Origin of the sequence: Burkholderia pyrrocinia, from assembly GCF_001028665.1 — a bacterium.
Taxonomy (GTDB): domain Bacteria; phylum Pseudomonadota; class Gammaproteobacteria; order Burkholderiales; family Burkholderiaceae; genus Burkholderia; species Burkholderia pyrrocinia.
In genome coordinates this window covers 1,900,548-1,913,281 of sequence record NZ_CP011503.1, presented here as the reverse complement: position 1 = coordinate 1,913,281, position 12,734 = coordinate 1,900,548, and the positions used below count along the sequence as shown (strand labels likewise).

Here is a 12,734-nt window from a genome sequence, read left to right as displayed (position 1 = left end):
CATGGCTTCACCTAGTGAAAACCCTAACCACCACCCCCATCGCTACGCCAAAAGCATCACGATAACGCTAGTATTTACATGTAGATTTTCTACAATTCGATTGCGATACACTCGCTCATCCGAACCCGATTTCCACGTGCCGTCCCATGCTCCCTCGCATTGAAGCGATCCGCGCCGAGTTGCGCCCGTCCGAGCGCAAGCTCGCCGACTACATCCTCGCCGCGCCGCGCGAGGTGCTCGACCTCGCGATGACCGAGCTGTCGACGCGCGCGGGCGTCAGCCAGCCGACGATCGCGCGCTTCTGCCAGGCGCTCGGCTGCAGCGGCTTTCGCGAATTCAAGATCCGGCTCGCGCAGAGCGTCGCGCCGGGCGTGTCGTCGGTGTATCGCGACGTCGAGCCCGACGAACCGGCGCCCGGCATCATCGGCAAGGTGTTCGACCGCACGATCGGTGCGCTGATCGAGGTGCGCAACAGCCTGTCCGCGGGCAGCGTCGCCGATGCGATCGCGCTGCTGTCGAACGCGTCGCGGATCGAGTTCTACGGCGCCGGCGGCTCGGGTATCGCCGCGCAGGACATCCAGCACAAGTTCTTCCGGCTCGGCGTGCCGAGCGTCGCGTATTCGGATCCGCACACGTTCTCGATGTCGTCGGCGCTGCTCGGGCCGCACGACGTCGTCGTCGCGATCTCGAACACCGGCCGCACCCGCGACATCGTCGACGCCGCGCGCTCCGCGCTCGCGTGCGGCGCGAAAGTCGTCGCGATCACGCAGAGCCATTCGCCGCTCGCGAAGCTTGCGTCGGTGAGCCTCGCGTCGAACGTCGCAGAGGAAACGGACGTGTTCTCGCCGATGACGTCGCGGATGTCGCATCTCGCGATCGGCGACATCCTCGCGGTCGGCGTCGCGCTGTCGCGCGGCCCCGCGCTGATGGAGCGGGTCGGCCGCGCGAAGGAAGCGATCACGCGCCGGCGGATCGACGACGGCGCGAAGGATTGAAAAAGAACCACGTGTAAACGACAAACGGCGCCCCGCAGGGCGCCGTTGCGCGTGGATCGGCGGCGGCAGCCTCGCCGGCCGCGCCGCTCAGAACCTCAGAACGGCTTGATCACGACCAGCGCGACCGCCGCGAGCATGCCGAGCACCGGCAGCTCGTTGAACACGCGATACCACTTGTCGGTGCGGCGGTTCTCGCCACGCTCGAACACCCGCAGCAGGTGCCCGCAGTACGCGTGGTAGATGACGAGCAGCAGCACGACCGTCACCTTCGCATGGATCCAGCCCTGCCCCTGCCCGATGCCGATCACGAGCCAGAGCCACAGCCCGCAGGCCAGCGCCGGCACCGCGATCATCGTCATGAAGCGGAACAGCTTGCGCGCCATCAGCAGCAGGCGTCGCACGGCGGCCGGATCGGTTTCCATGGCCAGGTTCACGTAGATGCGCGGCAGGTAGAACAGCCCCGCGAACCACGCGGCGATCAGAACGATATGGAACGTCTTGACCCAGAGCATTGCCATCGGTTGTGCGCCTCGCTTTACTGGCGGCCTTCGCCGTGTCCGAGCACGACGTACTTCAGCGACGTCAGCCCTTCCAGGCCCACGGGGCCGCGTGCGTGAAGCTTGTCGTTCGAGATGCCGATTTCCGCGCCGAGGCCGAATTCGAAGCCGTCCGCGAAGCGCGTCGACGCGTTGACCATCACGCTCGCCGAATCGACCTCGCGCAGGAAACGCATCGCGCGGTCGTGATCCTCGGTGACGATCGCATCCGTGTGATGCGAGCCGTAATGGTTGATGTGCTCGATCGCGGCGTCGAGGCCGTCGACGACCTTGATCGCGAGCACCGGCGCGAGATATTCGGTGTGCCAGTCCTCCTCGGTCGCATCGACGAGCGGGCCAACGCCCGCATCGGCGAGCACCGCGCGCGCGGCCGCATCGACGCGCAGCTCGACCTGCTTGTCGCGATACAGCTTGCCGAGCGGCGGCAGCAGCTTCGCTGCGATGCCGCTCTCGACGAGCAGCGTCTCCATCGTGTTGCAGGTGCCGTAGCGGTGCGTCTTCGCGTTGTCGCAGACGGTGAGCGCCTTGTCGAGATCGGCGCGATCGTCGACGTACACGTGGCAAATGCCGTCGAGGTGCTTGATCATCGGCACGCGCGCCTCGTTGATCAGGCGCTCGATCAGGCTCTTGCCGCCGCGCGGCACGATCACGTCGACGTATTCGGTCATCGTGATCAGCTTGCCGACCGCCGCGCGATCGGCCGTCGCGACGACCTGCACCGCGTCCTGCGGCAGGCCGGCTGCCTCGAGACCTTCGCCGATCAGCTTCGCGAGCGCCGTGTTCGATTCGAGCGCTTCGGAGCCGCCGCGCAGGATCGTCGCGTTGCCCGACTTCAGGCACAGTGCGGCTGCGTCGATCGTCACGTTCGGGCGCGATTCGTAGATGATGCCGATCACACCGAGCGGCACGCGCATCTGGCCGACCTGGATCCCGCTCGGGCGGTACTTGAGGTTGCCGATCTCGCCGATCGGATCGGCCAGCGACGCAACCTGGCGCAGGCCTTCGACCATCGTCTTCAGCGCCTTGTCGGACAGCGTCAGGCGGTCGACGAACGCCTCATCGAGTCCTTTTTCACGGGCGCGGGCGACGTCGCGCGCATTCGCGTCCTTCAGCGCCTGCGCGTCGCGTTCGATTGCGCGGGCCACGGCGTCGAGCGCCGCGTTCTTCGCAGCCGTGCTGGCGCGCGCCATCGCGCGGGAAGCGTGCCGGGCGCGACGGCCCAGGTCGGTCATGTACTGATCGATATCCATCGTGTGACTCGAGAAGCGAGCCGCGCTGGGCGGCATGAATTCGTGGGGAAGCGTGGGGCGGCCATCCGTGCGGTGCGGCCATCCGCGGCGCGCCGGCCGGAAAGCCGCCCCGACTATCGAAGCATTGTAAGCGGGTTGCGCGGCGTGCGCTGAAGGCCCGAACGGGGCTTAGCGTCGCACGCGACCCGCGGTCGGCGGTCGCTCGCCGCGCGCGCCCGCGACCGTCATCGCGAGCTGGAACAGGCCGTCCCACGGATCGGGCGGCGGTTCGTCCTGCGTGCGGCGGCCCGGCACGACGGCCGTGAGCCCCTTGACCTGCCGGTCGAGCTTCGCGGCGAACGCGAGCGCCTTCTCGAGCACGGGTTCCGACACGCGGTTCAGCGCGGGACCGATCAGCCGCTCGCGCGGGCCCCACACACGATTCTCGCGCAGCAGCGTCGCCAGCGGCTTGCCGGCCGTCGCGCCGCGCTTGATCCGCAGCAGCGTGCGCAACTCCTCGACGACGGCCCACATCACGAGCACGATCGCCTCGCCCTCACCCTTCAGCCCGTCGATCATCCGCGCGAGCCGCGCGGCGTCGCCGGCGAGCATCGCTTCGTTCAGCTTGAACACGTCGTATCGTGCGACGTTCAGCACCGCATCGTGTACCTGCTCGAACGACAGCGCGCCCTGCGGATACAGCAGCCCGAGCTTCTGTATTTCCTGGTGCGCGGCGAGCAGGTTGCCTTCGACGCGCTCCGCGATGAACTGCAACGCGCGCCGCCCATCGTCGCCGGCCGCGACGCGCTGGCCCTGCATCGACAGACGCTGGCCGATCCAGTTCGGCAGCTGCGCGCGGTCGACCGGATCGATCTTCAGTGCGACGCCGCCGTTCTGCAGCGCGGTAAACCACGCGGATTTCTGCGTGGCCGCGTCGAGACGCGGCAGCGTGACGAGCATCAGCGCATCGGGATTGGGCGTGGCTGCGAGCGTCTTCAGCGCGTCGGCGCCTTCCTTGCCGGGCTTGCCCGACGGAATGCGCAGCTCGATCAGCTGGCGCTCGCCGAACAGCGACATCGCCTGGGTCGCGCCGAGCAGCACGCTCCAGTCGAAGCCGCGCTCGACCGTATGCACCGACCGCTCGGTAAAGCCGGCCGCGCGCGCAGCCGCACGAATGCGGTCGCACGCTTCCTGCGCGAGCAGCGGCTCGTCGCCGTAGACGGTATAGAGCCCGGCCAACCCCTTCGCGAGGTGCGGCTCCAGCGCATCAAGTCGCAATTGCATCGGTGCGTGCGCCGTCGATCAGAGCGGCGGCGGCGGCAGCGGCGCACGCGGCGAGACGCCCGGCACCACGTCCTCCGGCGCCGGCGTCAGCGAGTGGACGATCGCGAGACGCCGCATCAACTGGTCGACCGCATCGTTCTGCATGTCGCCGTACAGGATGTCGGCTTCCTGCGCCTTCGCGTTCGTGTACTGGTCGCTGTACGTCATCGCGCGGTTCAGCGCGATCGCGCTCGGCGGGATCAGCACGGTGCCGTCCTTGCTCGTCAGCGTGTAGTTCAGCGTATAGAACAGCGCGTATTCCTGCGCCGAACCGTACTTGTTGAGCGTCAGCGTGTTCTGCCCGCGCGACTCCCACATGCGCAGCACGGCGTCGGCGTCGTCCGCCGACTTGACGATCTTCGTGTCGCTGCCGGCCTCGACGAGGCGCGTCAGCCGCGCCTCGACGGGTGCCGGCGCGCCGGCCACCAGCAGGTGCTTGAACGCATAGTCCTGCTGGCCGCGCAACTGGAAGCCGCATGCCGACAGCGCCACCGCGCTGCCGACGAGCATCAAAAACGATCTGCGGATCACCTTCGCTCCTTCTGGGTACGTCCGACGGCCGGCGGCCGTCAGACGACGATGTTCACGAGGCGGCCCGGCACGACGACGATCTTCTTCGCCGGCTTGCCGTCGCTGAACTTCGCGAACGCGTCGTCGGCCACCGCCGCGGCTTCGATCGCCTCGCGGCTCGCGTCCTTCGCGACCTTCAGCGCGCCGCGCACCTTGCCGTTCACCTGCAGCACGAGTTCGATCTCGGCCTGCTCGAGCGCAGCCTCGTCGACCTTCGGCCACGGTGCGTCGAGCAGCGGGCCGAATTCGTCCGCGTAGCCGAGCGCCTTCCACAGCTCGAACGTGACGTGCGGCACGACCGGGTACAGCACGCGCAGCAGCACGCCGTACGTTTCGCGCAGCACGCCGGGCGTCGCGCCCTTCGCGCCGTCGACCGCGTTCAGCATCTTCATCGCGGCCGACACGACCGTGTTGTACTGCAGGCGCTGGTAGTCGAAATCGGCCTGCTTCAGCACGCTGTAGATCTCGCGGCGCAGCGCCTTGTCGGCCTCGCCGAGCGCGGCCGCATCGAAGCCCGCGCGTGCGGCGAGCGCTTCGCGGTTCGCATGGCCGAAGCTCCACACGCGGCGCAGGAAACGGCTCGCGCCCTCGACGCCCGCGCCCGACCACTCGAGCTGCTGCTCGGGCGGCGCGGCGAACATCGTGAACAGGCGCGCGGTATCGGCGCCGTACAGGTCGATCAGCACCTGCGGATCGACGCCGTTGTTCTTCGACTTCGACATCTTCTCGATGCCGCCGAGCACGACCGGCTGGCCGTCCGTGTTCAGCGTCGCGCCGACCGGGCGCCCCTTGTCGTCGTGCGTGACCGTCACGTCGGCCGGGTTGTACCAGGTCTTCTTGCCCGATGCGTCTTCGCGGTAGAACGTCTCGTTCAGCACCATCCCCTGCGTGAGCAGGTTCTTCGCCGGCTCGCCGAACTTCACGAGGCCGAGGTCGCGCATCACCTTGGTCCAGAAGCGCGAATACAGCAGGTGCAGGATCGCGTGCTCGATGCCGCCGATGTATTGATCCATCGGCATCCAGTAATCGGTGCGCGCGTCGACCATCGTCTCGGCGTCCGGCGCCGTGTAGCGCGAGAAGTACCACGACGAATCGACGAAGGTATCCATCGTGTCGGTTTCGCGCTTCGCGGCCGCGCCGCACTTCGGGCACGCGCAGTTCAGGAACGCTTCCGACTTCGCGAGCGGATTGCCCGAGCCGTCCGGCACGAGGTCTTCCGGCAGCACGACGGGCAGATCCTTCTCCGGCACCGGCACGTCGCCGCACGACGGGCAGTGGATGATCGGGATCGGCGTGCCCCAGTAGCGCTGGCGCGATACGCCCCAGTCGCGCAGGCGCCACGTGACCTGCTTGTCGCCGAAACCGCCGGCCTTCAGGTCGGCTGCGATCGCGTCGACCGCCGCGCCGTATGCGAGACCGTCGTACTTGCCGCTGTTCACGCAGGCCGCGACTTCCTTGTCGCCGTACCACTCCTGCCACGCGTCGAGCGAGTACGTCTGGCCTTCGGCCGCGATCACCTGCTTGATCGGCAGGTCGTATTTCTTCGCGAACGCGAAGTCGCGCTCGTCGTGCGCGGGCACGCCCATCACCGCGCCTTCGCCATAGCTCATCAGCACGTAGTTGCCGATCCACACCTCGACGGGCTCGCCCGTCAGCGGATGCGTGACCGAGAAGCCCGTCGCGACGCCCTTCTTCTCCATCGTCGCGACGTCGGCCTCGGCGACGCCGCCGCGCTTGCATTCGTCGATGAACGCCAGCAGCTCGGGCTTGTCCTGTGCAAGGCGCGTGGCGAGCGGGTGCTCGGCCGCGACCGCGCAGAACGTGACGCCCATGATCGTGTCGGCGCGCGTCGTGAACACGCGCAGCAGCTTCTTCTCGCCGTCGAGTTCGTACGGGAAGCCGAAGTTCACGCCGAAGCTCTTGCCGATCCAGTTCTGCTGCATGATCTTCACGCGCTCGGGCCAGCCGAGGCCGTCGAGATCGTTCAGCAGCTCATCCGCGTACTGCGTGATCCGCAGGTAGTACATCGGGATCTCGCGCTTTTCGACGAGCGCGCCCGAACGCCAGCCGCGGCCGTCGATCACCTGCTCGTTCGCGAGCACGGTCTGGTCGACCGGATCCCAGTTCACGGTGCCCGTCTTCTTGTACGCGATGCCCTTCTCGAGCATCTTCAGGAACAGCCACTGGTTCCACTTGTAGTAGTCGGGCTTGCACGTCGCGATCTCGCGCGACCAGTCGATCGCGAGGCCCATCGACTGCATCTGGCCCTTCATGTAGTCGATGTTGTCGTAGGTCCACTTCGCGGGCGGCACGCCGTTCGCCATCGCGGCGTTTTCGGCCGGCATCCCGAACGCGTCCCAGCCCATCGGCATCAGCGTGTTGTAGCCGTTCATCCGCAGATAGCGGTACATCACGTCGTTGATCGTGTAGTTGCGCACGTGACCCATGTGCAGCTTGCCGGACGGGTACGGCAGCATCGACACGCAGTAGAACTTCGGCTTCTGCGAATCTTCCTTCGTCTTGTAGGCATCGGCTGCGCGCCAGTCGCCCTGGGCGGCGGCTTCGACGTCGGCGGGTACGTATCTCTCGTGCATGGTGTGGTTCGGACTAGGCTTTAAGCGGCGCGACGGCTCGCGCGCAGGTGTGGATCGAAAATCATGCTGGCCCGGCGGACATGCAGGCTCGCTGTTGCCGGACCTGTTCACGGTTTCCGGGCATTTTCCGGGTAACCCGCAGCATGCCCGGGTAGCCTGGAAAATTCCGGGTTACCTGAAAAAGCCTGCCAACCGGGAAAAACGTTGATTATACCGCCCGCGCCGGCCCATTCGGCCGGTCTTGCGGCTTACGGCCGATCCCGCGGTAGGCGCGGACCGGCCGGAAGATCCGCTCAGCGGTTCGCCGGCACCGCAGACGGCGCAACGGAACCGCCCGCCTGCGGCGGCACGTCGGTCACGAAGCCGATCCGCGCGAGGCCCGCGGCCTGCGCGGCGCCCATCACCTGCGCGATCACGTCGTAACGCGTCGCACGCGACGCGCGCAGCCGCAGCTCGGGGGGCGAGCCGCCCGCGGCGGCGGCCCGGAAGCGCGCGGGCAGCGCGTCGAGCGCAACCGGCGCGTCGTCCCAGTACAGCTTGCCCGCGTCGTCGATCGACAGCGTGACGGATTGCGGCGTGTCGCGCGCGACGCTGGCCGCGACCTTCGGCAGGTCGAGCCGGATCGCGTGCGTCATCAGCGGCGCGGTAATGATGAAGATGACGAGCAGCACGAGCATCACGTCGATCAGCGGCGTCATGTTGATCTCCGCCATCGGCGCGGAGGTCTTGTGGTGCTCGAGTCCGCCGAATGCCATGGTCGTTCCTCCCGGGCCGGCGCGTCAGGCGTCCTGCGCGCACACGGATACGTGCAGGTCGCGCGCGAAGCCGTCGAGTTCCTCGGCGAGCTGCCGCACGAGCCGCCCGAGGATGTTGTAGGCCAGCACGGCCGGAATCGCGACGACGAGCCCGAACGCGGTCATGATCAGCGCCTCGCCGACCGGCCCCGCGACGTTCTCGATCTGCGCCTGCCCGCTCGCGGCAATGCTGCCGAGCGCGTGGTAGATGCCCCACACGGTGCCGAGCAGCCCGACGAACGGCGCGGTACTGCCGATCGACGCGAGCAGCACCTGGCCGAATTCGAGACGCCGCTGCGAGCGCAGCATCGCGTGGCGCAACGCGCGCAGCACGCGTTCGCTGCGCTCGACGCGCGCGGCCAGCGCGGCCGGGTCGTGGTCGTCGGCCGCGTCGCGCGCGGCTTCGGCGAGCGGCACGAACACACGCTCGCGGTCGGCGCCGGCGAGCGCGGCAATGCCCGCATCGAGCGACGGCGCACGCCAGAACGCGGCGAGCGCACGCGGCCCCTGCCGCTTCGCACGGACCAGCAGCCAGGCTTTCATGAAGAGGAAGCACCAGCTGGCGACGGACATCGCCAGCAGCACATACGCAACGGCATGCGTGATCGCATCGCCGCTTTCGAGGTAGTGGACAACGCCGGTGGGAATCGCCATCGGAGTTTCCCCGTTGTGTCAGCGCAGGCCGAGCACGTCCTGCATGTCGAACAGGCCGGCGCCGCGCGCCGACAGGAAGCGGACCGCACGCAGCGCGCCCTGCGCATACGACACGCGGCTCGACGACTTGTGCGTGATCTCGATGCGCTCGCCGATCCCGGCGAACAGCACCGTGTGATCGCCGACGATGTCGCCGCCGCGCACCGCGGCAAAGCCGATCGACGACGGATCGCGTTCGCCCGTCACGCCGTGGCGGCCGTACACCGCGCATTCGTCGAGCGAGCGCCCGAGCGCGCCGGCGACGGCTTCGCCCATCATCAGCGCGGTGCCCGACGGTGCGTCGACCTTGTGGCGGTGATGCGCCTCGATGATCTCGATGTCGTAGCCGTGCGAGAAATGCTTTGCCGCGAATTCGAGCAGCTTCAGCGTGACGTTCACGCCGACGCTCATGTTCGCCGCGAACACGATGCCGATCTTGCCGGCCGCGGCCTGCAGTTCGGCCTTTTGCTCGGCGGTGAAGCCGGTCGTGCCGATCACGAGCTTCACGTCGTGGCGCAGCGCGGCCTCGATGTGCGCGATCGTGCCTTCCGGACGCGTGAAATCGATCAGGTAGTCGGCCTGCGCGAACACGGCGTCGAGGTCGTCGGTCAGCTTGATCCCGGTTTCCTTGCCGAGGAACGCGCCGGCGTCCTGGCCGAGGAACGGCGAATCGGCGCGATCGAGCGCGCCGACGAGCTGTGCGTCGGAATCGTTGAGAACGGCTTCGATCAGCATCCGGCCCATTCGGCCCGATGCGCCGGCAATCGCAATCTTCATGGCTTTCTACACGACAGGTCTAAAGGCGGGCGGCGCGAGCCGCCCCGTTTCCGCATGCCGGCCGCTTACTGCGACTGGGCCGGCGCGGTGATCGGCTGGTTCTGCAGCGTGTCCGAGCCTTGCGGGCCGACCGGCGGCGACGCCTCGCTCGACACGTTCGGCTGCGGCGGACGATGGAACTGGAACTGCGGCTGGATCGCCGGCACCGCGCCCGGCGGCTGGCCGCCCGGCACCGGCGCACCGCCGGCAGCCTGCGTGGACGGCGTGAAGCGGCGCGCGCTCGAGCCCTGACCCGACACCTGGTTGGTCGCGCGGTTCGCCACGCGTGCGGCCTGCGCGTTCGCATCCTGGTCGACCACCGCGCCGGACGCCGGCACGGCGGACGGGCTGGCGACAGCCTCCGGCGCAGGCGCGCTCGCCGCTTGCGCAGCACGCGCGGCAGCAGCCTCGGAAGCGGCCTTCGCCGCCGCGGCCGCCTTCGCCTTCCGGCCGCCGCGGTCGCCGTCGATGTCGGCCAGCAGGTCGAGCTCGGACGGCAGGTTGTCGGCGCCGGTCCAGCCCGCGAGGCGATCGCCCGCGAAGGTCACGACGAGATCGCGCTGCTGGACGATCGCCGTCGAGCCGCGCTTGAAGTAGAAGAGGTAATCCCAGCGGTCGGCGTGGAACATGTCCGCCAGCAGCGGCGTGCCGAGCAACGCGCGCACCTGCTCGCGCGTCATGCCGACCTGCAGTTGTGCGGCCTTCTCCTGCGACACGAAGTTGCCCTGCACGACGGTGATCCGATAGGGCGTGATGCTCTGCGCGATGCGCTGCGTCACGCTGTCGTACGACGAACAACCAGCCAGCGCCGCAACGGCGGCGGCAGCGATGATGGCACTCCGCATGCGACTCCTCTGAAAGTGCGAAAGCGTTTCTGGGATCATTTCCTTCACCGTGCTGGCCCGCGTTGCAGGCCGCGCGTGTATCTGGAACGGCGAAAAGCCGGTAACATTGAAGCCCTGCATTGTACTCTAGGGATGCCTAGCCATGACCAATCCGACGGATCTCAAGAATATCGGGCTAAAGGCCACCCTACCGCGCCTCAAGATTCTCGAGATTTTCCAGCAAAGCCCCGTGCGGCACCTGACGGCCGAAGACGTCTACCGGAACCTGCTCAACGAGCAGCTCGACATCGGGCTCGCCACGGTCTACCGCGTGCTGACGCAGTTCGAGCAGGCCGGCCTGCTCACGCGCAGCAACTTCGAATCCGGCAAGGCCGTGTTCGAACTGAACGAGGGCTCGCACCACGACCACCTCGTGTGCCTCGATTGCGGCCGCGTCGAGGAATTCTTCGACGCCGAGATCGAAGGCCGCCAGCAGGCGATCGCGAAGGAGCGCGGCTTCCGGCTCCAGGAGCACTCGCTCGCGATGTACGGTTCCTGCACGACCGAGAACTGCCCGCACCGCAAGCACTGAATCGCGCCACCCGCGCACGAAGCACGGCCCGGCCGGCATCTCGCCGCCCGGGCCGTGTTCTTTTCGGGATAGTGCCGCGCGCCGCGCGCGGGCCGGTTCGGAACGCTTACGAAAACCCTTCGGCGCTCGCGCGAAACCGGTGCCCGGAACCGGACCCCGGCTGCGCGCAGCGTCAGGCCGTGCTCGCGCAGGCCGGCTCGAACTCGAGCGCCCACGCGCGGTCGAGCGGGATCTCGTCGCAGTTCGGCTGCGGGCCGCCGCGATCGACGATCACGAAATCGCTGACCGCGTCGAGCGCGAGCAGCGGATGGTGCCAGACGCCCTTTGCATAATTCACGCCCTGCCAGCCTTCGGCCAGGAACGCGCGCATCGCGTCGGGCCGGAATTCGCCGGCCGGCGCAACGACGATCGCGTAGCGCGACACGGCCGCGAGCGGGATGAACGCCTGGCTGCCGTGCGGATGGCGCTCCATCAGCGTGACCGCGACCGGCAGCGCGCGCGGCTGCGCGCGAAACACGCTGACGAGCGGCCGGCCGCCGTCCGCGCAGACGTCGATCGTCGCGAGATCGTGGAAGCGCTCGGTCGTGCCGCCGTTGATCGGGAAATGCCGCGCGCCTTCGAGTGCGATCACGTCGCCGAACGGCGCGAACGCTTCGCGGGTCAGGCGCTCGACGCGCAGGATATGGGGTCCGCTCATGCCATTTCCCTCCTTCAAGCCGGCTCGCCCCACAGACGCAGGCGCGACACGCCGCCGTCCGGGAAGATGTTGAAACGCACGTGCGTGACGGGGCCGAGCGCCGCGAGCTGGTCGAACGTATGCACGTGGTCCATCGACAGCTTCTGCTCGCCGAGCAATTCGGCCCAGAACATCGCCTGCGTGACCAGCGAATCGTCGGTGCCGCCCGCGACCCGCGCGGCCTGCAGCGAGCAGCGGTCGGGGAAGTTGCCCTTGAAGAACGCCGTATCGACCTCGACGCGCCGGATGATGCCCGGCCGCGCGAGCGCGACGATCGCCCAGTCGTTGCCGGGCTCGCGGCGGCGCCGCGTTTCCCAGCCGTCGCCCATGTTCGCGCCGCGCCCCGGCATCAGCATCTGCGATGCCGGGCCGAAGTGCTGGTTGTTCGCGGCCACCAGATAACCGCCGTTCTCGATCGCCGCGAAATCGACGAGTTCGCCGGCCGGCACATGGCGCCAGTCGCGCTGCGGCTGGCCGTACACGCGCAGCCGCGCGAGCCCGCCGTCCGGATACAGGTTCACGCGCAGGTGCGTGACCGGCTGCGCGTCGTCGACGCTCACGTAGTGATGCGAATTGCCCTGCAATGTCGTCGCGGGGACGATCGTGCGCCACTCGGCGTCGTCGGGCGGCGTATCGCCGTCGGCGACGCACGCCTCGATCGACGCGGCCGGCGGGAAGTTGCCGGTGAAGTGGCTCGTATCGAGATCGACGCCGAAAATCACGCCCGGCCGCGCGAGGCGCACCACGCAGAAGTCGTGGCCGGTCGTGCGCTTGCGGCGCGTTTCCCAGCCGTCCATCCACTTGCCGTGGTCGTCGTACTTGCCGGGAATGAACACGGCCGGCTCGGGATTCAGCATGCGCTCTTTCGGCGCGAAGAATTCGTCGCTCGCAAACAATGCCTGCGCACCGAGGCGCGGGTCGGCGAGGTTCATGTAACGCCGCGTAAACGCCGGCGCGTTCGGATCGAGGATGGGGGCTGCCATGTTGTCTCCTGTCGATGAGAGTTGGCGC

General features: G+C 68.1%; 13 protein-coding genes. 2 read left to right on the top strand and 11 right to left on the bottom strand.

Annotated elements, in window-relative coordinates:
• Window positions 1–146: 146 nt before the first annotated feature.
• Entirely contained in the window at window positions 147–995 is an 849-nt protein-coding gene (locus ABD05_RS08860; RefSeq protein ID WP_047899796.1) for a MurR/RpiR family transcriptional regulator, read from the top strand.
• A 95-nt stretch (window positions 996–1,090) separates the two neighbouring features.
• Here the strand turns inward: ABD05_RS08860 and ABD05_RS08855 are convergent, their stop codons facing one another.
• The 9 genes from ABD05_RS08855 to ABD05_RS08815 all read right to left on the bottom strand — a co-directional run bounded on the left by ABD05_RS08855 (window position 1,091) and on the right by ABD05_RS08815 (window position 10,416).
• On the bottom strand, window positions 1,091–1,513 hold the full coding sequence (locus tag ABD05_RS08855) for a CopD family protein (RefSeq protein ID WP_006760213.1): 423 nt from the start codon (window positions 1,511–1,513) through the stop codon (window positions 1,091–1,093).
• A 17-nt stretch (window positions 1,514–1,530) separates the two neighbouring features.
• Window positions 1,531–2,802, bottom strand: a complete 1,272-nt coding sequence (locus ABD05_RS08850) for a glutamate-5-semialdehyde dehydrogenase (protein ID WP_047899795.1) — start codon at window positions 2,800–2,802, stop codon at window positions 1,531–1,533.
• A 168-nt stretch (window positions 2,803–2,970) separates the two neighbouring features.
• Window positions 2,971–4,065: a DNA polymerase III subunit delta gene (gene holA / locus ABD05_RS08845; protein ID WP_047899794.1), complete on the bottom strand. Its 1,095-nt coding sequence runs from the start codon at window positions 4,063–4,065 to the stop codon at window positions 2,971–2,973.
• An 18-nt stretch (window positions 4,066–4,083) separates the two neighbouring features.
• Window positions 4,084–4,635, bottom strand: coding sequence for an LPS-assembly lipoprotein LptE (locus tag ABD05_RS08840; protein WP_047899793.1), 552 nt, complete (start codon window positions 4,633–4,635; stop codon window positions 4,084–4,086).
• A 38-nt stretch (window positions 4,636–4,673) separates the two neighbouring features.
• A complete protein-coding gene (gene leuS, locus ABD05_RS08835) occupies window positions 4,674–7,268 on the bottom strand; it encodes a leucine--tRNA ligase (RefSeq protein ID WP_047899792.1) in 2,595 nt (864 codons plus the stop codon).
• A gap of 293 nt (window positions 7,269–7,561) precedes the next feature.
• Window positions 7,562–8,023, bottom strand: coding sequence for an ExbD/TolR family protein (locus tag ABD05_RS08830; RefSeq protein WP_047899791.1), 462 nt, complete (start codon window positions 8,021–8,023; stop codon window positions 7,562–7,564).
• A 24-nt stretch (window positions 8,024–8,047) separates the two neighbouring features.
• Window positions 8,048–8,716: a MotA/TolQ/ExbB proton channel family protein gene (locus tag ABD05_RS08825; RefSeq protein WP_047899790.1), complete on the bottom strand. Its 669-nt coding sequence runs from the start codon at window positions 8,714–8,716 to the stop codon at window positions 8,048–8,050.
• An 18-nt stretch (window positions 8,717–8,734) separates the two neighbouring features.
• Window positions 8,735–9,532, bottom strand: a complete 798-nt coding sequence (gene dapB, locus ABD05_RS08820) for a 4-hydroxy-tetrahydrodipicolinate reductase (protein WP_047899789.1) — start codon at window positions 9,530–9,532, stop codon at window positions 8,735–8,737.
• Window positions 9,533–9,597: 65 nt separating this feature from the next.
• Window positions 9,598–10,416, bottom strand: a complete 819-nt coding sequence (locus ABD05_RS08815; protein WP_047899788.1) for an outer membrane protein assembly factor BamE — start codon at window positions 10,414–10,416, stop codon at window positions 9,598–9,600.
• Window positions 10,417–10,558: 142 nt separating this feature from the next.
• On the opposite strand from ABD05_RS08815, the gene fur reads away from it, so the two are divergent.
• Window positions 10,559–10,987 (top strand): ferric iron uptake transcriptional regulator, encoded by a 429-nt coding sequence (fur, locus tag ABD05_RS08810; protein WP_011350926.1) that lies wholly within the window; start codon window positions 10,559–10,561, stop codon window positions 10,985–10,987.
• A 172-nt stretch (window positions 10,988–11,159) separates the two neighbouring features.
• On the opposite strand, the gene ABD05_RS08805 is transcribed toward fur, so the two are convergent.
• Window positions 11,160–11,684 carry an ureidoglycolate lyase gene (locus tag ABD05_RS08805; RefSeq protein ID WP_047899787.1) on the bottom strand — a complete coding sequence of 175 codons (525 nt, stop codon included), beginning with the start codon at window positions 11,682–11,684 and terminating at the stop codon, window positions 11,160–11,162.
• A 14-nt stretch (window positions 11,685–11,698) separates the two neighbouring features.
• On the bottom strand, window positions 11,699–12,706 hold the full coding sequence (gene alc, locus ABD05_RS08800) for an allantoicase (RefSeq protein WP_047899786.1): 1,008 nt from the start codon (window positions 12,704–12,706) through the stop codon (window positions 11,699–11,701).
• Window positions 12,707–12,734 lie beyond the last annotated feature (28 nt).

Excerpts from the sequence above, each read along its gene's own strand:
- ABD05_RS08860 (WP_047899796.1), top strand. The coding sequence starts at position 147 with ATGCTCCCTCGCATTGAAGCGATCCGCGCCGAGTTGCGCCCGTCCGAG.
- ABD05_RS08855 (WP_006760213.1), bottom strand. The coding sequence starts at position 1,513 with ATGGCAATGCTCTGGGTCAAGACGTTCCATATCGTTCTGATCGCCGCG.
- ABD05_RS08850 (WP_047899795.1), bottom strand. The coding sequence starts at position 2,802 with ATGGATATCGATCAGTACATGACCGACCTGGGCCGTCGCGCCCGGCAC.
- holA (WP_047899794.1), bottom strand. The coding sequence starts at position 4,065 with ATGCAATTGCGACTTGATGCGCTGGAGCCGCACCTCGCGAAGGGGTTG.
- leuS (WP_047899792.1), bottom strand. The coding sequence starts at position 7,268 with ATGCACGAGAGATACGTACCCGCCGACGTCGAAGCCGCCGCCCAGGGC.
- ABD05_RS08830 (WP_047899791.1), bottom strand. The coding sequence starts at position 8,023 with ATGGCATTCGGCGGACTCGAGCACCACAAGACCTCCGCGCCGATGGCG.
- ABD05_RS08825 (WP_047899790.1), bottom strand. The coding sequence starts at position 8,716 with ATGGCGATTCCCACCGGCGTTGTCCACTACCTCGAAAGCGGCGATGCG.
- dapB (WP_047899789.1), bottom strand. The coding sequence starts at position 9,532 with ATGAAGATTGCGATTGCCGGCGCATCGGGCCGAATGGGCCGGATGCTG.
- ABD05_RS08815 (WP_047899788.1), bottom strand. The coding sequence starts at position 10,416 with ATGCGGAGTGCCATCATCGCTGCCGCCGCCGTTGCGGCGCTGGCTGGT.
- fur (WP_011350926.1), top strand. The coding sequence starts at position 10,559 with ATGACCAATCCGACGGATCTCAAGAATATCGGGCTAAAGGCCACCCTA.
- ABD05_RS08805 (WP_047899787.1), bottom strand. The coding sequence starts at position 11,684 with ATGAGCGGACCCCATATCCTGCGCGTCGAGCGCCTGACCCGCGAAGCG.
- alc (WP_047899786.1), bottom strand. The coding sequence starts at position 12,706 with ATGGCAGCCCCCATCCTCGATCCGAACGCGCCGGCGTTTACGCGGCGT.